Origin of the sequence: Marinomonas spartinae (assembly GCF_900089775.1) — a bacterium.
GTDB lineage: Bacteria > Pseudomonadota > Gammaproteobacteria > Pseudomonadales > Marinomonadaceae > Marinomonas > Marinomonas spartinae.
In genome coordinates, this window is record NZ_FLOB01000001.1 from 525,162 (window position 1) to 547,253 (window position 22,092).

20 protein-coding genes and 1 pseudogene are annotated in these 22,092 nt (G+C 43.9%); 13 read left to right on the forward strand and 8 right to left on the reverse strand.

Annotated features, from left to right (window positions below; all coding sequences use genetic code 11):
- Positions 1-78: 78 nt before the first annotated feature.
- The 4 genes from fdhF to MSP8886_RS02395 form a co-directional block, all read right to left on the reverse strand.
- Entirely contained in the window at positions 79-2,943 is a 2,865-nt protein-coding gene (gene fdhF / locus MSP8886_RS02380; RefSeq protein ID WP_067012293.1) for a formate dehydrogenase subunit alpha, read from the reverse strand.
- Positions 2,944-2,945: 2 nt separating this feature from the next.
- The gene (locus tag MSP8886_RS02385) at positions 2,946-4,514 is read right to left on the reverse strand and encodes a formate dehydrogenase beta subunit (protein WP_067012295.1); all 1,569 of its coding nucleotides are present in this window, start codon (positions 4,512-4,514) and stop codon (positions 2,946-2,948) included.
- The gene (locus MSP8886_RS02390) at positions 4,514-5,011 is read right to left on the reverse strand and encodes a formate dehydrogenase subunit gamma (protein WP_067012297.1); all 498 of its coding nucleotides are present in this window, start codon (positions 5,009-5,011) and stop codon (positions 4,514-4,516) included. Before MSP8886_RS02390 ends, MSP8886_RS02385 begins: the two co-directional genes overlap by 1 nt.
- 491 nt (positions 5,012-5,502) lie before the next feature.
- Positions 5,503-7,149, reverse strand: coding sequence for a methyl-accepting chemotaxis protein (locus MSP8886_RS02395; protein ID WP_067012300.1), 1,647 nt, complete (start codon positions 7,147-7,149; stop codon positions 5,503-5,505).
- A gap of 332 nt (positions 7,150-7,481) precedes the next feature.
- Here MSP8886_RS02395 and MSP8886_RS22235 point away from each other — a divergent pair, with 332 nt between their 5' ends.
- From MSP8886_RS22235 to MSP8886_RS22655, 3 genes and pseudogenes are all read left to right on the forward strand, one after another.
- Entirely contained in the window at positions 7,482-7,739 is a 258-nt protein-coding gene (locus MSP8886_RS22235; RefSeq protein ID WP_175365246.1) for a PAS domain S-box protein, read from the forward strand.
- Between the two features lie 24 nt (positions 7,740-7,763).
- Positions 7,764-7,883, forward strand: a pseudogene (locus MSP8886_RS22775) (hypothetical protein); the annotation flags it as partial.
- Positions 7,884-7,898: 15 nt separating this feature from the next.
- The gene (locus MSP8886_RS22655) at positions 7,899-8,786 is read left to right on the forward strand and encodes a methyl-accepting chemotaxis protein (RefSeq protein ID WP_175365265.1); all 888 of its coding nucleotides are present in this window, start codon (positions 7,899-7,901) and stop codon (positions 8,784-8,786) included.
- Between the two features lie 78 nt (positions 8,787-8,864).
- On the opposite strand, the gene MSP8886_RS02405 is transcribed toward MSP8886_RS22655, so the two are convergent.
- Positions 8,865-9,095: a type II toxin-antitoxin system Phd/YefM family antitoxin gene (locus MSP8886_RS02405; RefSeq protein ID WP_067012302.1), complete on the reverse strand. Its 231-nt coding sequence runs from the start codon at positions 9,093-9,095 to the stop codon at positions 8,865-8,867.
- Between the two features lie 183 nt (positions 9,096-9,278).
- On the opposite strand from MSP8886_RS02405, the gene dgt reads away from it, so the two are divergent.
- From dgt to MSP8886_RS02435, 6 genes are all read left to right on the forward strand, one after another.
- The gene (gene dgt, locus MSP8886_RS02410) at positions 9,279-10,781 is read left to right on the forward strand and encodes a dGTPase (protein ID WP_067012304.1); all 1,503 of its coding nucleotides are present in this window, start codon (positions 9,279-9,281) and stop codon (positions 10,779-10,781) included.
- A 13-nt stretch (positions 10,782-10,794) separates the two neighbouring features.
- Positions 10,795-11,433, forward strand: coding sequence for a Vat family streptogramin A O-acetyltransferase (locus MSP8886_RS02415; protein WP_067012306.1), 639 nt, complete (start codon positions 10,795-10,797; stop codon positions 11,431-11,433).
- Between the two features lie 21 nt (positions 11,434-11,454).
- A complete protein-coding gene (locus MSP8886_RS02420) occupies positions 11,455-11,910 on the forward strand; it encodes a GNAT family N-acetyltransferase (RefSeq protein WP_067012308.1) in 456 nt (151 codons plus the stop codon).
- 5 nt (positions 11,911-11,915) lie between these two features.
- Positions 11,916-12,311, forward strand: a complete 396-nt coding sequence (locus MSP8886_RS02425; protein WP_067012310.1) for a GFA family protein — start codon at positions 11,916-11,918, stop codon at positions 12,309-12,311.
- Positions 12,312-12,368: 57 nt separating this feature from the next.
- Positions 12,369-12,866, forward strand: a complete 498-nt coding sequence (locus MSP8886_RS02430; RefSeq protein ID WP_067012312.1) for a hypothetical protein — start codon at positions 12,369-12,371, stop codon at positions 12,864-12,866.
- Between the two features lie 69 nt (positions 12,867-12,935).
- Positions 12,936-13,544, forward strand: a complete 609-nt coding sequence (locus tag MSP8886_RS02435; protein ID WP_067012314.1) for a DNA-3-methyladenine glycosylase I — start codon at positions 12,936-12,938, stop codon at positions 13,542-13,544.
- A gap of 20 nt (positions 13,545-13,564) precedes the next feature.
- On the opposite strand, the gene MSP8886_RS02440 is transcribed toward MSP8886_RS02435, so the two are convergent.
- The 3 genes from MSP8886_RS02440 to MSP8886_RS02450 all read right to left on the reverse strand — a co-directional run bounded on the left by MSP8886_RS02440 (position 13,565) and on the right by MSP8886_RS02450 (position 15,483).
- Complete coding sequence (locus MSP8886_RS02440) at positions 13,565-13,864, reverse strand: addiction module antidote protein (RefSeq protein WP_067012316.1); 300 nt, start codon at positions 13,862-13,864, stop codon at positions 13,565-13,567.
- Between the two features lie 63 nt (positions 13,865-13,927).
- A complete protein-coding gene (locus MSP8886_RS02445) occupies positions 13,928-14,161 on the reverse strand; it encodes a type II toxin-antitoxin system RelE/ParE family toxin (RefSeq protein ID WP_245659008.1) in 234 nt (77 codons plus the stop codon).
- A gap of 416 nt (positions 14,162-14,577) precedes the next feature.
- A complete protein-coding gene (locus tag MSP8886_RS02450) occupies positions 14,578-15,483 on the reverse strand; it encodes a LysR family transcriptional regulator (RefSeq protein WP_067012318.1) in 906 nt (301 codons plus the stop codon).
- A gap of 99 nt (positions 15,484-15,582) precedes the next feature.
- Here MSP8886_RS02450 and MSP8886_RS02455 point away from each other — a divergent pair, with 99 nt between their 5' ends.
- The 4 genes from MSP8886_RS02455 (at position 15,583) to MSP8886_RS02470 (ending at position 22,029) form a co-directional block, all read left to right on the forward strand.
- Positions 15,583-16,758 (forward strand): MFS transporter, encoded by a 1,176-nt coding sequence (locus tag MSP8886_RS02455; RefSeq protein WP_067012319.1) that lies wholly within the window; start codon positions 15,583-15,585, stop codon positions 16,756-16,758.
- 283 nt (positions 16,759-17,041) lie between these two features.
- Complete coding sequence (locus tag MSP8886_RS02460) at positions 17,042-18,343, forward strand: S-methyl thiohydantoin desulfurase family protein (protein WP_067012321.1); 1,302 nt, start codon at positions 17,042-17,044, stop codon at positions 18,341-18,343.
- A gap of 49 nt (positions 18,344-18,392) precedes the next feature.
- Positions 18,393-21,131, forward strand: a complete 2,739-nt coding sequence (locus MSP8886_RS02465; RefSeq protein WP_067012323.1) for a response regulator — start codon at positions 18,393-18,395, stop codon at positions 21,129-21,131.
- Position 21,132: 1 nt separating this feature from the next.
- A complete protein-coding gene (locus MSP8886_RS02470) occupies positions 21,133-22,029 on the forward strand; it encodes a GGDEF domain-containing response regulator (protein WP_067012325.1) in 897 nt (298 codons plus the stop codon).
- Positions 22,030-22,092: the final 63 nt, after the last annotated feature.

Genomic DNA, 22,092 nt, shown 5'->3' on the forward strand with positions numbered 1-22,092 from the left:
GATGATCACTTGACCAGACCTAGCCAACCGCCTCAGCACAGGATAATGACCGTGTGCTGAAGCGTCTGAGGCTATTGTTTATTCGCCACTAGAGGCACCGGCTTCGGACAAAAGTTTTTGTTGGCGTTGATGGTTCGCCGCGAAATCTTTCTGCCATTCGGATGGTTGAGACACCTTCTCTACCTGTACCGCTGTAACCTTGTATTCAGGACAGTTTGTTGCCCAATCCGAGTTGTCTGTTGTGATCACGTTCGCGCCACTGCCCGGATGGTGGAAGGTGGTGTACACCACCCCAGGTTGCATGCGTTTACTGATATGAGCACGTAACACGGTTTGTCCAGCACGGCTGCTGATGCCTAGCCAGTCTCCTTCGTTAATACCGCGTTCTTCGGCATCATGGGGGTGGATTTCTAATTTATCCTCATGATGCCACACTTGGTTTTCAGTACGACGGGTTTGAGCGCCAACGTTGTATTGGCTCAAAATACGCCCCGTTGTAAGTAACAGTGGGAAACGACGGCTGGCACGTTCGGACGTTGGAACGAATTCTGTGACAGCAAAGTGGCCTTTGCCTTCCAATGTAGGAAAGCTCTCCACATGCATGATCGGTGAGCCAATAGGGAACTCATTATTACATGGCCATTGCAAACTGCCGTGTTTGTCTAGTTTCTCGTAGTTCACCCCTGTGAAGGTTGGCGTCAATAGGGCTATCTCATCCATGATTTCCGAGGGATGAGAGTAGTTCATTGGGTAACCTAGGGCATTTGCTAAGTCGACCGTCACTTCCCAATCTTCTTTACCGGATAGCGGTGGCATCACTTTACGAACGCGGTTAATACGACGCTCGGCGTTGGTGAAGGTACCGTTCTTCTCAAGGAAGGTGGAGCCCGGTAGCAGAACGTGAGCAAATTTAGCGGTTTCGTTTAGGAAGATGTCCTGCACGATTAAGCAGTCTAATGCACGTAACGCGGCTTCTACGTGTTGGGTATTTGGGTCCGACTGGGCGATGTCTTCCCCTTGTACGTATAAGCCTCGGAAGTGTCCAGCAATGGCCGCATCAAACATATTTGGAATACGCAGGCCTGGCTCATCGTCCAGCGTTACGCCCCAGACTTTTTCAAAGCGACTACGAACCATCGGGTCAGCAACGTGCTGGTAACCTGGTAACTCGTGTGGGAATGACCCCATGTCACAGGAGCCCTGTACGTTATTTTGACCACGAAGTGGGTTGACACCTACGCCTTCGCGACCAATGTTACCTGTTGCTAACGCAAGGTTGGCGATCCCCATTACCATGGTGGAGCCTTGGCTGTGTTCGGTGACACCGAGACCATAGTAAATCGACGCATTGGGGGCGTTAGCAAAAGTACGGGCGGCTTGACGAACCGACTCTGCTGGTACGCCAGTCACGTCCTCAACCGCTTCTGGTGCGTTGCGAGATTCGGCAATAAAAGCACGCCACTTGGCGTAGGCTTCTGGCTCGCAGCGTTTGGCAATAAAGTCGGTATCTTCCAAGCCTTCTGTGATGACCACATGGGCCAACGCATTGATAAGCGCCACATTGGTTCCTGGACGCAATGGTAAGTGTACAGAGTCGCCTAGATGTGGAGTCTTAAGAATATCGATTTCTCGTGGGTCGGCAACGATCAAGCTTGCGCCTTGGCGAAGACGACGACGCATCAAAGAGCCAAATACTGGGTGAGCATCCGTTGGGTTGGCACCAATGACGAGGACACAGTCGGATTTCATCACCGAATCAAACGTTTGTGTCCCGGCGGATTCCCCAAGGGTTTGTTTCAGGCCATAACCGGTTGGGCTGTGACAAACACGGGCACAAGTATCTGTGTTGTTATTGCCAAAGGCGGCACGAATCAGTTTTTGCACCAAGTAGGTTTCTTCGTTGGTACAACGGGAAGAGGTAATACCGCCGATGCTTTCACGGCCGTATTCGTATTGGATGGACTTTAAGCGGTTCGCGGCAAAGCCAATGGCTTCTTCCCAGCTCACTTCTTTCCATGGTTGATCGATAGCGTCACGAATCATGGGGGTGCGGATACGGTCTTTGTGGGTCGCATAACCGAAAGCGAAACGACCTTTGACACAAGAGTGGCCGTGGTTTGCGTCCCCTGCTTTGTCTGGCACCATGCGCACCAGTTGGTCGCCCTTCATTTCCGCTTTAAAGGAACAACCGACACCACAGTACGCGCAGGTGGTGGAAATGCTGTGTTCTGGTTGGCCCATTTGAATCAATGAGTTTTCAGACAGGGTGGCGGTTGGGCAGGCTTGCACACAGGCACCACAAGACACACATTCTGAATCTAAGAAGCTTTCATTTTGTCCTGCGGCGACTTTGGAATCAAAGCCACGGCCATCGATGGTCAGGGCAAAGGTACCTTGGACTTCTTCACAAGCACGCACACAACGAGAACAGACGATACATTTGCTGGCGTCGAAGGTGAAATAAGGGTTGGAAGTATCTTTTGGTGCGTCCAGATGGTTGGCGCCATCAAAGCCATAACGGACTTCACGAAGGCCTACTGCCCCTGCCATGTCCTGCAATTCACAATCGCCATTGGTTGGACAAGTCAAACAGTCCAGCGGGTGATCGGAAATGTACAGCTCCATAATATTGCGGCGTAATTTGGCCAATTTTTCATTCTGAGTAGACACCTTCATGCCTTGTTCAGCAGGTGTCGTACAAGAGGCTGGCGTACCGCGACGGCCTTCAATTTGCACGGCACAAAGGCGACAAGAGCCAAAGGCTTCTAGATTGTCTGTGGCGCATAATTTGGGAATATTGATGTCGGCAAGTGCTGCCGCACGCATCACCGACGTCCCTTCTGGTACGCTGATTTCAACACCGTCAATTTCCAATGTGACCTGTTTCTCACTTAAAGAAGCAGGCGTACCATAATCTTTATTAGGATCAAAGTGCTGTAACATGACTAGATCTCCTCGGTATTCGTCGTTGACGTGGCGCGCTTAGTGAAGTCGTCCTTGAAGTGCTTCATCGCACTTTGCACAGGGAATGGTGTCATACCTCCCATCGCACACAACGAACCGTCTACCATGGTTTCACATAGGTCGGATAACAATGACATATTGCCATCCACATTTTCACCAGAACGAATACGGTCAATGACTTCCACACCTCGGGTGGAACCGATACGGCATGGGGTACATTTACCGCAGGATTCGGCCACACAGAACTCCATCGAGAAGCGCGCTTGCTCGCTCATATCGACGCTGTCGTCAAACATGACCACGCCACCGTGACCTAGCACCGCGCCTTCTTTGGCAAAGGCTTCATAGTCTAATGGGATGTCCCATTGTGACTCAGGAAGATACGCTCCCAACGGACCGCCGACTTGCACGGCTTTTAGTGGGCGTCCATTACGAGTACCACCGCCGAAGTCGAACATGAGTTCGCGTAGGGTAGGGCCAAAGGCCAGCTCGACAAGACCGCCTCGTTTAACGTTGCCCGCTAATTGGAAGGGTAAGGTACCGAGCGAGCGCCCCATGCCATAATCGGCATAGGCTTTTGCGCCTTTATCTAAAATAAAAGGCACCGCCGCAAGGGACAGGACGTTGTTTACTACGGTTGGCTGACCGAATAAACCGACAATAGCCGGCAATGGTGGCTTCGCTCGAACCAAGCCACGCTTGCCTTCCAAACTTTCGAGCAGGGAGGTTTCTTCACCACAAATGTAAGCGCCAGCACCCAAACGCACTTCAAGGTCAAAGTGTTTGTCACTGCCTAGAATGCCTGCACCGAGTAAGTTGTTCTCATAGGCGATGGCAATGGCGTCATGGAGCGTCTTGAACGCCAATGGGTATTCCGAACGCAGATAGATGTACCCTTGCGTTGCGCCAACGGCCAAACCCGCGATGGTCATGCCTTCAATCAGCATAAAGGGATCGCATTCCATCACTAAGCGGTCGGCAAAGGTGCCAGAGTCGCCCTCGTCGGCGTTACAAACAACGTATTTTTGTTCAGCAGGAGCGTCTAAAACGGTTTGCCATTTGATACCTGTTGGAAAAGCCGCCCCGCCTCGACCACGCAAGCCGGATGCTTTGATCTCATCAACAAGGGGTTGAGCATCCATCGCTAAAGCATTCTTCAGGCCGCGATAGCCTTCTTTTGCTTGGTAGTCAGCTAGAGAAAGTGGGTCAATAACTCCCGCGCGAGCAAAGGTTAAGCGCTGCTGTTGTTTTAGATAAGGAATGTCTTCCACTAGACCAAGTGCCAGAGGATGCACCACATCACCGCGCCAGAATTCGGCATCAAACAAAGAGTCAATATCGGCTTCTTTTACAGGGCCAAAACCAAAGCGACCTTGCTTGGTTTCTACTTCAATAAGCGGCTCTAGCCAATACAAGGCGCGGGTGCCGTTACGTTTGATCGACAAATCCACTTTGCGCTCGTTGGCGGTTGCGGCCAGCAGTTTGGTAAGACGATCTGCCCCTAGCGCTTTTGCGGTGGTGTCGGAAGGTACATGAATACAAAAAGTCATTATTGCACCTCCAAACGATCGGTTTTCAGATTGTCGACCAATTCATCAAAACGCTGAGTGTCGACATCGGCGTAGATTTCATCGCCCACCCGAACCGATGGACCACAGCTGCAATTGCCTAAGCAATAAACCGGTTCAAGGGTAATGTTGTTGTCGGCGGTGGTTTGATGGTAGTCCACGCCCAACATACTTTTAGCGTAGGCTTCTAAGCGACGTGCCCCAAGTGCTTGGCACGCTTCTGCACGGCAGACTTCCACTACATGGCGTCCTGGTTGTTTGGTGCGAAAGTGATGGTAGAAACTGATCACACCATGTATTTCCGCTCGGGTTTGCTTGAGGGCGGTGGCGATTAAGCCGACGGCCTCTTCAGGAATATAAGAAAAGCGCTCTTGAATAGCATGAAGAAGGGGTAAAAGAGCGCCTGGTTTGGACTTAAAGTCTTCAATAATGGTTTGCGCGATGGCAGGATCCCAAGTTACAAATCTCGGTGTAGTCATTATTATAATTCCTCCTACCGCCTAAACACGGAAATCATCGTTAGGCAGAAGTGTTACTTTAATATAGTGCCTATCAAGACGTAGACACATGTTAGCGCTTGGATCAACATGGTGCTTTCACCAGCGCGGCAACCTGCACATAACTGGGAATGATCGCTACTCAGGCAGCCTTTATTAGACCAATTACGGCGCTCAGGATCGCACATCCACTGATCTTTCTCTTATCTTATTACGACATATTTGACTGTATGGCGGCCATCTAAAGGGAGAAACAGACAAATTATATGGTCACTATTTTACGCAAATGTCGCGTTTCTAATATTGGACTCAATTGCTAAGTTTGGCAAATAGCGATCTTGTATCATGAGCTCTTGAATGGATTAGCCTCATTGCTAAAAGAGCAAAAACAGAGAAATAAAAAGAGCGACTTTTGAGCCGCTCCTGTGATTTTTATCAATGATAGTAAAGGTTTTATTGCATGCCAAAGTAAGCTATAGCTTAAATTGCGTTACTAGCTTATCTAACTGAATAGACAGTTGTTGCAGATTGGTACTCGATTCACTCAATTGGTTAGCAATGTCTGAAGTTTCGGTCGTTAGATGATTGATTTCTTCCACATTCCGACTTACCTCAGTCACTACTAAAGATTGCTCTTCTGTGGCGGTTGCAACTTGGATACTCATGTCACTGATACTGCCGATGTGTGAGGTGATTAAGTTCAAGGAGTCGTTCGCGTCATCGGCTTGCTGCACCACAAGAGCACTTTGTTCATTGCCTCGTTTAATTGTTGTTACCGTTTTTGACGATTGCTCTTGTAGCTTATCAATCATGTTTTGAATCTCATCCGTGGAAGCGGCAGAGCGGTTAGCGAGATTACGTACTTCGTCTGCGACGACCGCAAAGCCTCGGCCCTGTTCACCGGCACGGGCGGCTTCTATTGCGGCGTTTAAGGCGAGTAAGTTGGTTTGTTCGGAAATGCTTCGAATGGTATCCAAAATACTACCGATAGAGTCTGTTTGTGTCGCGAGTGACGTAATATCTGCGCTAATATGACCGATTTCGCTGGATAAATTGCTCACACCTTGGCGTGCTTTATCCACTAAATCCGCACCATTATGGGCTTGGGTATCTGCTTCTTTTGCTGCTTTGGCTGCTTGGGAAGCATTATCGGCAATATTTTCCACAGTGGTGCTCATTTCATGAATGGCCGTCGCAATTTGTGTTGTACGGTCTCGTTCATTGAGGCAGTTTGTATGTGTTGCTTGCGATTTTTGGGCAACATCATTGGCTGTTTGGGCCAGTTGTCGAGAGTTGTCTGCGACGGCTTCAATGGCTGTGCGAACTTTAGCGATGAACTGATTAAAGTGTAAAGCAATGTCTCCCAGTTCATCCTGACCTTTTAATTGCAGTGTTTTCTGTAAGTCAAGGTTATCGCTGGCAGAGGAAATGTGCTGCTGCAGAGTCGTAACTCGAAGACGCAAACGGCGTAACATAATCACACCAAGTAAGAGAGAAATAACTAAGGCGATAGCTAATACAGCCAACATCTCTATACGACTATCACGGTAATTTTGTTGGCTTTCCTCGAAGCTTTTATTACCTTGTGCTAGCAAGTTATCAAGTATTTTGTCGGTGGCTTTTCGTAGGACGTTATAACTGGCAGCATATTGACCTTTATAGATTTTTTGCGCGGTCATCATGTCGCCACTTTCCATGGCGGATAACATGGGGCTAAGTTCATCGCTTTTGACTTTATTAAATACATCGATCAATTTTTGCACTTCGGCGCGTGTTTTTGGGTTTACCTGAGCATCTCTCGCTTCTTTTAATGCCATATCCATTTCGGGAATGTCTTCATTACGAGCGTCTTTAACGCGGCTTAAGACGCCTCTATCATCTTTCATTGTTGGTAAAACTTGCATCATGATGACGTCCATACCTACGCGTATACGAGGAATGCGAGAAGTGACTTCTGCCATCGCTCGTAATGGCGCACTAGTATTTTCGGCAAGTTTTTGTGTTTGTGCTTGCATGCTGGACAAGCCTGCTAAGGCGGTGAGTGTGATCACAATAAGAGCAAGACAGGGAATGGCGATGATGCCGATAAATTGTGTTTTGAGAGTCATTTTATTGAGCATATTTGTCTTCCCTATTATGTGTGCAGGCTAGGCTATCCGACTTATACATGCGTTAAAAGGGTGACGCCGCGTCAAAATAGAGCCCACTTATTAGATTTATTAGATGCTTTTTTCTGTGTGAGTACATAGAGCAATGATAGTAGTAACCGGACTGTTTTGGTAATGAGATCTAGGGGGACGGTATTGGTATGATGTAATAATAAGAAATATCAGGCGCAATAGAGTTTACTAGAAATAACATAAATAGTAGCTATTCTGACCGGATTTATTACTATTATTAGAGCCAGCACCTCAAAATATGAGCAACGTATTGTAGATTGATAAGGATTGCAATGATGTTATTTCTTTCTAGCAAAAAGCTGAGTAACTCATCAGAAGCTGACATAAATTTAAAAAACAATGAGTTGACATTAGAGTTAGATTCAATCAAATCGAATACCGCTTATATAAGCTTTAACTCAGACGGCATCATCTTAGATGCAAATAAGAAATTTTTATCAACTGTTGGTTACAGTCTGGATGAAATAGTTGGCAAGCATCACAAGATATTTTGCCAAGAAGACTATATAAAAACGCATGAATATCAGTAGTTTTGGACGGACTTAAAGGCTGGAAAGTCTTGCGGTGGTACTTTCTTACGCTATCAAAAAGACGGTACGCCAATTTATTTAGAGGCGAACTATTTCCCCGTTGTAGAAGCCGATGGTCGGGTTAGTAAAATCATTAAAATTGCTAATGATATTACTGTGATGCATGAGTCGCTTAAAAATAAAGATGCCATCTTAACAGCATTGGACTTGTCGTTAGCCGTCATCGAGTTTGATCCAAAGGGGTTTATTTTAACGGCTAATCGTAACTTTTTATCGACTGTGAACTACACGTTAGAAGAGGTGCAGGGAAAACACCATAAAATCTTTTGTGATGATGCTTTTTATCGGCAACATCCTGATTTTTGGCGCTCTTTATCGGAAGGGAAGTTCGATACGGGACGTTTTAAGCGTTACAGCAAAAACGGTAGTGTCTTGTGGTTAGAAGCGACTTATAACCCGATTTTCGATGAAGATGGCAAGGTCTACAAAGTTATTAAATTTGCTTCTGATATCACCGAGCGCGTGAATTTGGCGTTTAATGCGGCGGATCAAGCCGTGACAACGTCTGAACAGACGAGCCAAGTCACGTCAAATGCGGTGCAAGTATTAGAGTCTGCAGTGCAGACATCAAAAGACATCGCAGAAAGGGTTCACACTGCGACGCAAACAGGCTCTGAACTAAAAGTACAATCAAAAAGCATTGTTGATATTGTGGTTACCATTCGCTCTATTGCGGACCAAACCAATTTGCTTGCCCTCAATGCAGCCATTGAAGCCGCTAGAGCTGGTGATGCAGGGCGAGGTTTCTCCGTTGTGGCTGATGAGGTACGAAACTTGGCGGGTAATACCGCTGATGCAACCACTGAAATAGCTCGTGTTGTGGAACAAACTCAAAAATTAATTGCTCAAATGGATGAGGTACTTGGGGCCGTATCAGGGATAGCAAATCAAGGGCAACAAAGTATTCATGAAGTGTCTCAAGGGTTAACGGAAATAACGTCAGGGGTTGCCCGTTTTGTAGATATGGTTGATAAAATGAAGCCATAATGTTGCTTCATTAAGCAACCTATACAGATATCTGGTGCTCTTTTAGTCGATACCGAAGAGCGCCAGATACACTAGCTGTTAATCTGTATCGGATTCTTTTTTTGCGATATTTTGTAAAATATCTTTTGAATTAGCATAGTTGTCGAATAAGGTTGTGGCTTCTTCCAATGCTTTAAAGCAGTCTACTGACATCATCACAACAGCTGGTTCTTTCCCCCTGTCTATCATGATGGGTGTTTGAGTATCACACACCTTTTTCATCATGGTGTCTAAATCGGTCTGTAGTGCTGAAGCAGTAACTAACTCCATCTTTGTCTCCGTAACTATGCTATTTGTTATTCATAAGAATGGAAGACGATTGCTTATTTATCAATAAATCTGATAAGAGTTTTGATGTATTTTTGTACAAAATTGAATGGTATGTTTAGGTCAACATATTGCGAAGATAAAAATATATCATCAACTTCCGTTCTAATGCCAAGGACGCTATAAATGACCATGAATTTTAAACAGAAAATCTGTCCACATCGCTCTTATAACTCTAAGCGTTTTAATCCAGATAGCCGCGTTCTTTCTATTTTTGAAAGTGATCGGGGGCGTATTATGAATTCGGCCGCTATTCGCCGTTTACAGCAAAAAACACAAGTGTTTCCTCTAGAGCGAAATGCCGCAGTACGCAGTCGATTGACTCATTCTATGGAAGTGCAACAAGTAGGCCGTTTTATTAGCCAACAAATCTTTGAAAGACTGACAGCGCAAGATATAGCGAATTATGGTTTAGATGGGCTGGAAAGGCAGTTTGAGTCCATTGTTGAAATGTCTTGTTTAATGCACGACGTGGGGAACCCATCCTTTGGGCACTTTGGGGAAGAAGCTATAAAACAGTGGTTTCAGGATCACATAGAGGTGCTTTTCAAACGTGATGATATTAAAGACCCAAAGGAAGTCTTATCACCATTGAAGCAAGACATTTGTCACTTTGAGGGCAATGCTCAGGCGTTGCGTATCGTGCATTCGTTGCTCACATTAAATCTTACCTATACCCAGATGTCAGGCATCATTAAATACACCCGTCGCGCGGATCAACCTAAGCCAGATGAGCATGACTCACAAAGTTACCTGAAAAAGAAAGTCGGCTACTATTTAAGTGAAGCCCCTATCATCAAAGACATTAACGAGACATTGGGAATACAAGAGGGCTGTCGTTCGCCATTTGCCTATGTGATGGAGGCTGCAGACGATATCTCTTACTGCATTGCGGACATTGAGGATGCCGTTGAAAAAGGCATACTTAAATTCGACGAGCTTCTAGGCAAGTTAAAAGAAGAATTTCAGGAGTGTGTGGAAAGCGAAAAATATTCTTTTAGCGAAGACGAAAAAGGTTTAATGGAAAAGCTCATTGAAACGAATCTTTGGCGCTATAAAAAAACAAAAATCGACAGTGATTTTTTTGTGCCTTTTCGAGTGGCTATCAATACACAAGCTGTAAAACATGCCAGTAAACAGTTTGTGGATAACTTAGAAGCGATTTATGATGGTAGCTATAATCAAGCGTTAGTAGAAGATAAGAGTAGTAGTCACGCTATATTACAAACGCTCAAATCCGTCGCCTTTAAATACGTGTTTTGTGCTAAAGAAGTTCAAAAGCAAGAGTTGCAAGGCTATCGCATCATCAATGGGTTGCTCGACATCTACAAACCTCTACTCAGCTTGGATAAAGCTACCTTTACCGACATTCTTAACAAAGTAGACAAAACGCCCATTTATGAGACCCGTCTATTCAATAAGCTCTCGGGCAAACACCTCGCTGCTTATCAACAAGCTATTGGCAACTTGAGTGAATTCAAAAAACACTTCGAAAACAGCGACCTTAAATCCATCAGCGACAACGCTTGGGAACTCTATTTCCGTTGTCGTTTAATCCAAGACTACATTAGCGGCATGACAGACCAATTCGCCTACGACGAATATCGCGCCTTGCATGTGATTGATTAGGGAAGGAGGAAGAATGAAAGGGCCCAACCCAGATAACAAAGTGCCGATGAAGGGCTTCCCACAAGTGGGTTATCTTAAAAATTTCATTACCCGAGACAATGTAATCGTTGGCGATTACACCTATTACGACGACCCTGAAGGGCCAGAACGCTTCGAAAGTAATGTGCTTTATCACTTTGATTTTATTGGTGATAAACTCATTATTGGCAAGTTCTGCGCCATCGCGAAAGACGTCACATTCATTATGAATGGCGCAAACCATGCTAACAAAGGCTTTTCTACCTATCCCTTTTACATCTTCGGTAACGGCTGGGAAAAAGCGGCTCCCCAAGCAGGAGACCTACCCTACAAAGGGGATACCGTCGTCGGGCATGATGTCTGGATTGGCTACGACGCCACTATCATGCCTGGTGTTCACATCGGCCATGGCGCCATCATTGCCAGCAAATCTGTTGTTACCGCAGATGTGCCAGCTTATAGTGTCGTTGGTGGGAATCCCGCCAAGGTGATTAAGTACCGGTTCGACGCGAAAACCATTCAAGCACTGCAAGACATTGCTTGGTGGGATTGGAGTGTCGAGAAAATTACCCAATCTTTAGACGCCATCGTCGGTGTGGATCTAAGTCGTTTACAAGCAGCAAAGAACGCTTAATAGTCTAGGAGTTCTAATCAAATGACAATCGACATTCGTGCTATCCAAATAACCGATGCCGCTGCTTGGTCCGCCCTAAGAGTTGAGTTCTTGCCAGAAATCAAAGACATTAGCCAAACGGAAGTCGACGCCTTTTTTCAAGGTACGTATCCTAATGTACGAGAAGTATTGGTGGCGTTTGATGACTCACAAAAGATGGTTGGCTTTATCGAGCTGAACCTACGGGAAAATGTCCCTGGAAGCCGCCAGCAAACTACGCCTTACATTGAAGCTTGGTTTGTTTCACCGGATTACCAAGGAAGAGGAATTGGCAAGACCTTAATATACGCCGCCGAAGAGTGGGCAACACAGCAAGGGTTTCAGGAACTGGCGAGCGATGCCCCCATTACCAATAAGAAAAGCATCCATCTTCAAAAACAACTTGGTTTTAACGAAATAGAGCGTGTAGTCTGTTTGCTTAAGCCTTTGAGAGGATAAATATTATGATCAAACAAGTCGGCCCTACCGTAATCCAACCCAAGCACAAAGCAAGCTGTCATTGTGGTGCGGTTGAATTGGAATTAACCTTGCCAAACGGCATCGAAAACCCAAGGCGCTGTGATTGCTCTATTTGTCGTCGTAAGGGCGCCATTGTGGCTTCCGTCACATTGGAGAACCTGCGTATTGTCAAAGGCCATGATGTACTAAAGCTTTATCAATTTAATACCCACACCGCTAAACATTTTTTCTGTTCAAACTGTGGTATTTACACCCATCATCAACGTCGATCCGCACCCACACAATATGGCTACAATATCGGCTGCTTAGAAGGGGTGAACCCTTATGATCTTGGTGACGTTGTAGTAAACGATGGTGTGAACCATCCGGCTGATCGATAAAGTCTAATCTGGAAAGCTTCCTAAGCGTTACAGTAACTCAGTACAGGGAAGGTACTAATGAAAAATGACATAATAGTCCATGATTCAGATTTCATTAATCCATATCCACCATTTCAGTATGTGATATGTTTTTTAATCACGACGATCTTAAGTATTTTTACAATATCCATTAGTTTTGCAGATATTGGAGAGAGCTTAAACATAGATTCAGACATTTCTTTTATAGGAAGTATGTTGATAGGGCTTCCCTGTTTTATGTTTGTCAATCTGAAAATTGCTTGGGGACACCTCTCTTATATAATAATATTAAAGCTTTTTTATGGTATTACTTTATTGTTAACCCTGATCAATACAGGCGTTAACTTTACAACAATAGCAGAGATATCTAACGAGCAATATGTGAGATTAATATCTGTATCAGTCAGTATTATTGTGCTTTTTATACTTTACTCTGAGACATACTGTGGCTTTGTCACTTATCGAAAACACCATATTCGTGTTATGTATAAATTGCGTGATGGTAAACCACTGGAAGAAATTAAGGTCGAAGACTGATTTCCCCTATGATCTTAGTGAGGTTATGGTAAACAGTAGCGTAAATCTCCTAGCTAATAGAGGTAACGAGTGAGTCAAAATACTTTACCAGATCATGAGTGTCCACATCGTTGTGCATGGGCCGACTCCGCGCCAGATTTCCCCCATTATCATGATAACGAGTGGGGTTTTCCTGTCGGAGATGATCAGCGTTTGTTTGAAAAGCTCTGTCTGGAAACCTTTCAATCCGGCCTGAGTTGGCGAACCATTCTGAGTAAGCGAGAAAATTTTCGTTCAGCCTTTGCGCAATTCGACTTTCATAAAGTGGCGCAGTTTGGCGAGCAAGAAATCGCCGAGTTGCTTGACAACGGAGGCATCGTTCGTAATAAACGCAAAATCCTCGCTGTCATCAACAACGCCAAACGTGCCCTAGAAATGGTTGATCAAGAAGGATCTTTGGCTACGTTTATCTGGCGTTATGAACCCGATGAAAATACCCTTCCTCCCCCCGAAACTCAAACCACCTGCGCAGAATCCATTGCCCTTTCCAAAGAACTCAAAAAACGCGGCTGGCAATTTGTCGGCCCAACCACCCTGTACGCCTTTATGCAATCCATGGGACTCATCAACGACCATGCAGAACACTGCTTTATGCGAGAAGAAGTTGATCGAGCGAGGAAAGGGTTTGTGAGGCCATGAAAAACATCCATGCGATGTGATCATTTTTGAGTATGAATCACGGCTTTTAAGTCAAAGTTAAGGGATTTAAGCACCTTTACTATGGTGTCGAATTGCGGCCGAGAACCGGATCGCAGGGCTTTGTAAAGACTTTCCCGTCCTAACCCACTGTCTTTAGCTATCTGCGTCATGCCTCGCGCTTTGGCAATATGGCCAAGAGCATGAATGAGCTCATCGGTATCACCATCCTCAAGCACAATAGATAAATAAGCAGCAATATCTTCGTCTGTACGAAGTTGCTCTGCCATATCAAAGTTGGTCAATTCTTTTATTGAAGTCATGTCGTTTCATCCAGTTTTATAGCTCGCTGTTTAGCCAATTCTATGTCTCTGCTTTGCGTCGATTTATTGCCACCAGCCAACATTATGATCAAAGTCGTCCCTCGTTGGACGTAATACATTCTCCAGCCTGGTCCATAATGCTCTCATTTCATACAAACCATCACCTACAGGCTTAACATCGCCAAGTAATCCACGTGACGCCTTTTCTAGACGGCGGGCTAAACGAATTCTAGTCGAGTGATCTTTTAGCCGACGCAGCCAAAGGCTGAACTCATCCGTGAGTTTAATATCATACATAAAACAATCCGTATCCACTTGAATACAGTATGGTTGTTTTTTAACCTAATCTCAATGTTTTTTACATTCATGCAAGCCATGGGACTCATCAACGGCCACGCGAAAAGTTATTAAAGCCAACCTTTCCAAGAACAAAAACAGCGCTTGAACTAATCTATAACCATGTAGATCATCAGTACCTGCATCTTGCCAGATGAGTATCTAAACTGTGATTTAAGGCAGGTGTGCCTATAGGCGATGCGCTAAAGAATGGAAAGGTTTTAAAGGATAGAGTGGTCTCTTATATGAGAGGGTTGCAGAAGAATCCGAATCGAATCAAAAAGTACTGTAAACACAATTCGATCTGTTATGCGGCATAGAAGATATAAATCTCCGCCGGGTTAATAACAAAGGGGAAGTTTGATGGGTAAGCCGATCTAATAACTTGAAGCCATTTTCTCCACCAAATAATCCACAAAGACTCTAACTCGTGCTGGCATATGTTGTCCGCCAATAAACATTGCATGGATAACTTCCTTGTCCTGTGGGTTGAAGTCTTCCAATAAAGGGACGAGTTGACCCGATGCGAGGGCTTTTTCAATATGAAAGTTCCCCACTCGGGTAATGCCAATGTCCTCCATCACCAGTTCGACTAGCGTTTCCCCATTGTTGGAGGTCATATTGCCTTTGATGGGTAAAATATAGTCTTCGCCGTTTTCACGAAATGGCCAGCCCGGTTCTAGCCGCTGAAAACTAAAATCCAGACAATTAAAATGCTGCAAATCCGCTGGCGTTTTAGGGATTCCGGCTTGTGCTAAGTAGTTCGGTGTGGCAATAACTGTTCTACCTGTTTCCCCAAGGCGTCTTGCGGTTAAATTGCTGTCGGGTAGCGGACCAAAACGAATTGCGACGTCAATATGACCATCTGCCACATTGCTAATCTTATCACTCACTTCGACTTCGATTTTAATATTGGGATAACGTTGCAAAAACTCTTTATATAAGGGAATCATGGTCAAACGGCTATAAGCTGTTGGGGTACTGACTTTGATTAATCCGCTTGGGTTTGCTCTATCAGCGATTGTGCGCTCAGTTTCTTCTAGATCTTTCAAAATACGCCGAGCAGCAAGGGCATAGGATTTGCCTTCACTGGTTAAGTAAAGTTTGCGGGTAGAGCGAACAAGCAGACGAACCCCTAAACGCTTCTCTATTCTTGTCATCATGCGGCTCACTGCCGAGGGGGTGAGCCCCTGTGCTCTTGCGGCGCCACTTAAACTTCCCGTCATGGCAACGGCTAAGAATGTTTCCATCTCGGTGGTTTTATCAACTTTTACTTGCTTCATTTGTGAATCCAATGCAAAACAGAATCGCTTTTTTACCCACTATTCAGGGTTAGGTTGTCTCGTTATATTCCCTAATATCATAAATAAACGGGGATTAATATGAAGATTAACTTTCCATTAATGGCGTTGGCCATGGGCGCTTTTGGAATTGGCGTCACGGAATTTTCTCCCATGGGGATGTTGCCAGTGATTGCCGGGGATTTGGGTGTTTCTATTCCGACAGCTGGCATGCTTATTAGCGCTTACGCGTTTGGTGTATTAATTGGGGCGCCTGTTATGACTTTACTGTGCGCAAATATGCCACGACGTCGTTTGTTGGTGTTGTCCATGGGAATTTTTACCGTGGGGAATGCCATCAGTGCTATGGCTGACAGCTACAGTGCGTTGATGGTTGGGCGTATTATCACATCGTTGAATCACGGTATGTTTTTTGGCATTGGCGCCGTCGTTGCCACGAATATAGTACCGCCGAATAAACGGGCGGGCGCTGTTGCCGCGATGTTTTCGGGTCTTACCATTGCCACCATTGGTGGGGTGCCATTAGCCAGCTTTATTGGCACCGCATTCGGTTGGCGAAGTGCATTTTGGGGAATAGCCGCGATTGGTGTAATGGTGATGGTCGCGTTACGAGTCAGCTTGCCGCCATTAGTCAATCAAGAGAAGGCGAACATTCGCAATGAGTTAACGGTGTTAGGTAAAGGGCCTGTTTTGGCCGCGCTACTGCTAACGGTGGTGGGAGCCAGTTCGATGTTTACCGTATTCACTTACATTGTGCCTATCTTGCAACAAGAAACCCATGAGTCCACAGCCTTTGTGACCGCTATGTTAGTGCTTTATGGTGCTGGGCTTGCCGTGGGGAATATCCTTGGCGGACGTTATGCGGATCGTTCTCTCTACGGGACCTTGATTGCGTCGTTAATCGCGGCGATTTTGCTATTGGTTATTTTTGCATTGGTGATGTCTTCTCCGGTTATGGTAGTCCCCCTTATCTTTCTCTGGGGAGTGGCCAGCTTTGCGGTGGTTCCACCCTTGCAATCCTTGGTGGTTCACGAAGCCAGCGAAGCACCGAACTTGGCATCTGCTATGAACATTGGTGCCTTTAATCTCGGCAATGCAATTGGGGCAGCCTTAGGTGGTGGCGTCATAAGCATGGGATTGGGTTTGCCTGCGGTCGCGTTAGCCGGAGCGGGAACCACTGCGCTTGGGTTGTTTATGGTACTGGTGTTAAAACGAGGCCCGTCAAACCAAGGTAATGAACAAGTCACCTCTTCCTAATCAACAAGCGGGGACTGTTTAAGTATTAGTCAAAGCTTCCCCACACCAACCTTTGAATTACTTAGCTCTTCGATATGGGGCTAAGTTTTGTTCTTTTTTTAGTTTTTTTATTAAGCACATACAAAAAATAACTTTAAACCGTGAGAAGCTAACAAGTCGTCTGTAGAACATGCGATTGTCTTTACTGTATAAGTTGAGTAGCAATTTGTAATAACTTTTCTAACCGCAATAAAAAATAAGCCAACTATTCATTACGCCAGTTTACTTTATAGGACGTGCCTGCATGATAGATCCAAAGACCCCTTTAACAACACAAGCGCTTTTCAATATTGTCAACGGCTCAACCTTGTTAGCCAGTGGCGGTGGTGGCTCGATTAAAACAGCCTATTCATTTGTTAATCAGATTGTGGGCACGGGAAAAACGATTAATTTGCTATCACCAGCGGATATGAATAGCAGCTATTACGGCGTGGTGGTAGGGGCGATGGGATCGCCTGAAAGCTTTGAAAAAATAGGTTTAAAAGGAGCAGAGGACAGAGCTGTTAAGGTCATGCAGGATCTCTGCAAGCCTAAGGAAATCAACTTTACCATTTCTGTAGAAACGGGCTCAAATATTTTTGTTGCGATGCTTGCCGCAGCCAAAGCGCTAGATTCTGCTATTGTGGTGGATGCCGATGGGGCGGGGCGCTCTGTGCCGACTTTATCCTGCTTAAGCTATAGCTCAAAAATCAACATCACGCCTTTTGCTGTTCTCAATGCCCCTCATAGTAAAGACAAAGACCCAGTGGAAGGTGATATTGTTTTAAATTTACCCCTCATTAGTGACGAAGACCCAGACGAGTCTGCGAAGAAAAAAGCGCAAGCCAGTGTTATTGAAAACATGGTTAGGCCCATCTTATCTTCTAAAGACAGTTTTGATGGGATAGGTGCCATTTCTGGCTGGCTAATGGATGGTGAACAAGCAAAGTCCGCGCTAGTACCAGGGACGATTTCTATGTCTCAACGCATTGGAGAGCAACTGAGTGAATACAATGCTGAAGATAAAAATATCATCTCTCAGTTTGCCAGATTTTTAGAAACATTAAACATATCGCTCTACAGTTTATCTGATAACAACACGTCTTTTACCCTCAAAAGTAAAGAGAGTATTTCCCGAGGTGGTTTTGATTTTAATATGCTGGTGTTTACGCAAAGTATTAATGAAGATGAAAAAGAGCTTGTTGTTATTAATCAAAATGAAAATTTACTTCTTTGGGATAGCGCTAAAGATCACCCTCTGACGATCTGCCCTGATTCAATTTGTATGTTGGGTAAATTAGACGAAACGATAAAAGATGGTATTTTGTCTGAATTAAAATCACTCAACTATAAAGAAAGACGAGAGGCCGAGAAGTCCCTAGGGGGATGGCATGGTCTTTCGGTAGAAGATGTGGTTGTTGGGCAAGAAGTGTATTTGTTTAGCCTACCATCCCCTGAGGCGTTAAAAAATGATAATAAAGAAGTGTTTTCTGCTTTGGCCAAGCAGTTCGGTTACTTCGGATCGTATGAACCTCTAGATAAGCTACTAGCGAAAGAAAAAATCTAAAGTTCAATAACTGATTACAGTTAGTTTTTTCCATTAATAGAGAGGTAGCATGAAGCTAAGCGAATATTTTAATCAAGAAGAGCATGACTTTATCATTAAAGAGTGTCTTTTTCAGTTATGGAGTCATTCCGACGATCCTATGTTTATCGTTGCCGTGGAAGAGGACGGTGAATTTTCGCTTTATGATAATAATGCGGCTTCTCGAATGGTGATGGGAATTGAACCGAATCAAATCTATCACCGTAACCGTATTCGCGATATGTTTCCCGAGGAACTTGTTGAGGGTTTTTATAGTACTTACCGAACAGCCATCGCTAGTAAGAAGCCTATTTCCATAGAGCAGTATACCGTAAAAAATGGAGAGGACGTATTTTTTAATACTTTGCTAGTACCTATTTTTGATAAGCAGGGTAATCCGATATTTATTTGTGGTATCAGTCATGAAACAACCACAATCAGAGCCGCCGAAAAAATGGCGGTTGAAGCAAGCGTAAAACTAAAGGAATATAACGTTGGGCTAAAGCAAATCAATGAAAGCCTAGATGCGAAAGTAAGAGAACGAACCGCAGCGTTGGAGCTTGCTAAAGTGGAGCTAGAGGAAGCTCTAGAAGCGAAGTCATCGTTCGTCGCTAGAATGAGTCATGAAATTCGTACACCTATTAACGCGGTTATCGGTTTAAGCGATCTCGCTCTCAATAACTCACCGAATAATAATGAGCAGCAAGACTACTTACAAAAGATACGAGATTCTGGCGAAATTCTGCTTAGTTTAGTCAATAATGTACTGGATTTTTCAAAAATAGAGGCCGGTAAATTAACTGCTGAATGCGTACGGTTTTCAACTGAAAAATTAATCCGGACCACTGTTAACATGAATGCGTTTGGTGCGCATGCGAAAAAACTAGAATTGGTAACGGATATCGCTGATGACATTCCTGAGTATTTGTTAGGGGACCCTCTACGTATTCAACAAATATTAGTCAACTTGGTCAGTAATGCGATTAAGTTCACGGATAGTGGAACCATCATTATTCGCTTAAGTTGTGATAAATTGGATGAGGATAGAGCTTTACTGCAGTGCGACGTTGTTGACTCTGGTATAGGGATGTCATCTGCACAACTTGAACAACTATTCTCCCCTTTCACACAGGCAGATAACAGTGTCACTCGTGTTTATGGTGGCACAGGCTTAGGCTTAACGATAAGTCGTCAGTTATGTGAGCTAATGAATGGGGAAATAAAAGTCGAAAGTGAGCTAGGCAAAGGTTCAACCTTCACTGTCTTATTACCGTTAAAAATCCCCACAGAGCAACCACTGTTTGAGGTCATTGATTCTACAAATGCGCTCAAAGTGCTAGTCGTCGATGACCACTCTTTATCTAGAGAGGTTTTGGCCAAATTATTAGGTGGCTTTGGTATAAAAAGTACCTGTGTAGGAAGTGGTTGGGAAGCCATTGATGTCATTCGACAATCGGATCAGTCCGGTATGGCGTTTGATGTGGTTTTTATGGATTGGCAGATGCCAGATATGGACGGAATCGAAACATCGAGAAGAATAAAAGAATTGTTCAAAGAATTAGCGCCACCTATTCTGATGATATCCGCCTATGAAAAACATCATATTCAGTCTTACATAGATACGGGCATCATTCGACAATTCATAGAAAAACCTATTAGAAAATCTACCTTATTTGATGCTATTAATCAGTTTTTTAGTATTGAAAAAATAGCGTTGGAAAGTGAAGAGACAGCGATTGTACCTCACCTTTCGGGGTTTCATATTTTACTGGTGGAAGATAACCTTATTAATCAGCAAGTTGCATTGGGATACTTAAAAAGCACTGGCATTCATGTAGATTGCGCTGAAAACGGACAAATTGCCATTGAGAGGATACAAGAGACTCAGTACGACCTTGTTCTGATGGATATTCAAATGCCTGTTATAGATGGATTAACTGCTACTTCTCTCATTCGCGACATGGGGCTTGATTACGAGCTTCCTATAATTGCTATGACAGCGCACACATCCCCAGAAGACATAGAAAAGAGTCTCGCTTCGGGAATGAATGATCATATACCTAAACCTATTCCATCGGACTTGCTTTATCGAATGCTGAATAAGTATTTAATGCAGAGAAGAGCGGAGAAAAGTGAAAACCACAATCCATTATCTATAGAGTCTGATTTTAATGATCAGTTATCTATGCTTTATAGGATAAGTGGTTTAAGAGTGCAAAAGGCAATCCACTCTCTAAAAAACGACACTACTCTTTATTTGAAAATAGTTCAGTCTTTCTGGTCACAATACAAGGCAGCCTTATCAAGCCCCCAAGCTCTATCTTTAACATTAGATAACCATAGACTGTTAAATGATATACACTCTTTAAAATCTAATGCATCTTATATTGGGGCTGAAAATATTTCTCAAGACTGTGAAGTTATAGAACGTAAAATTCTAAATAAAGAAGCCCTTGATGACTCTTTATTAGATGGTGTTATCGATAAAATGAAAAGCCTTTTAACAGAGCTTAATCCGGTCTTTGATACAATTGAGCAAGATGAAAATTCTTTAAACTTACCACTTAGTGTTACCTTGGAAAAAGTGCTGGAATTACTGAAGAGAAATGATTTTAAAGTAGAAAGTTATATTTATACGCTACAGCAGAAATCAAAAGTTACTGAATATAGAGGCGAGATAAATAAAATCATTAAAAATATAATTGATCTTGAATACGAAAAAGCTTCAGAGCTTGTCCTCCAACTTTTAATTAAACTTTCAGGTAGTTAGAATGTCCAATTCATTTAGTGTGCTTGTTATCGATGATGAAATGATAAACTTACAAATCATCAGCGATATTTTGTGTGATGAAGTCGACATTATAATGGCAAAAAGTGGTGAGCAAGGCGTTCGTAAAGCATTAGAGTTTTCTCCTGACTTAATTTTGCTCGACGTTATTATGCCTGATATGGATGGCTTTGATACAATGAAAAAGCTTAGCCAAGACGCTCGAACATGTGATATCCCAGTCATTTTTATAACGGCACTGAATGACATAGATAATGAAGAGAAGGGGTTATTACTTGGGGCAAGTGACTATATTCAAAAGCCAATACATGCTTCGATAATAAAAGCCAGAGTGGCTTTGCATCTTAAACTAATAAACCAGCACCGTATATTAGAGCGTTTAAGTACTATAGATCCATTAACTTCTTTGGCCAATCGTCGTAAGTATGAAGAAACGATTCGATCCGAATGGACATTAATGGAAGAGCTTAATCAAACCTTATCCTTAGCCGTTATCGATATTGATAATTTTAAACAATATAACGACCTGTATGGGCATGCAGCAGGCGACATAGTATTACAAAGAGTGGCCACTGTCCTAGCAAATAATTTTATAAAAAATAGAGATCTAGTGGCACGGTATGGTGGGGAAGAGTTTGTCGCAATCATGCCGAATACCTTAAAAGAAGAAGCGCTATATCGCATTAATAAATGTATCTCTGAGGTTCAGGACATGGCCATTGCATGCAATAAAAAAGACAAAAATATAGTGACCATCAGTGCCGGTGTGGCTTCTATAGCCCCTACAAGAGATGATAGATTTGAGGATTTATTTGCTGCCGCTGATAAGGCCTTATATATGGCAAAAACAAGTGGAAAAAACCAGGTTAAGTGTGGCTAACTAACAGTAATACTCTTCAAGGAAGTGGCGATTACCCTTTTCCCTTGCATAGTATGAGCGAGT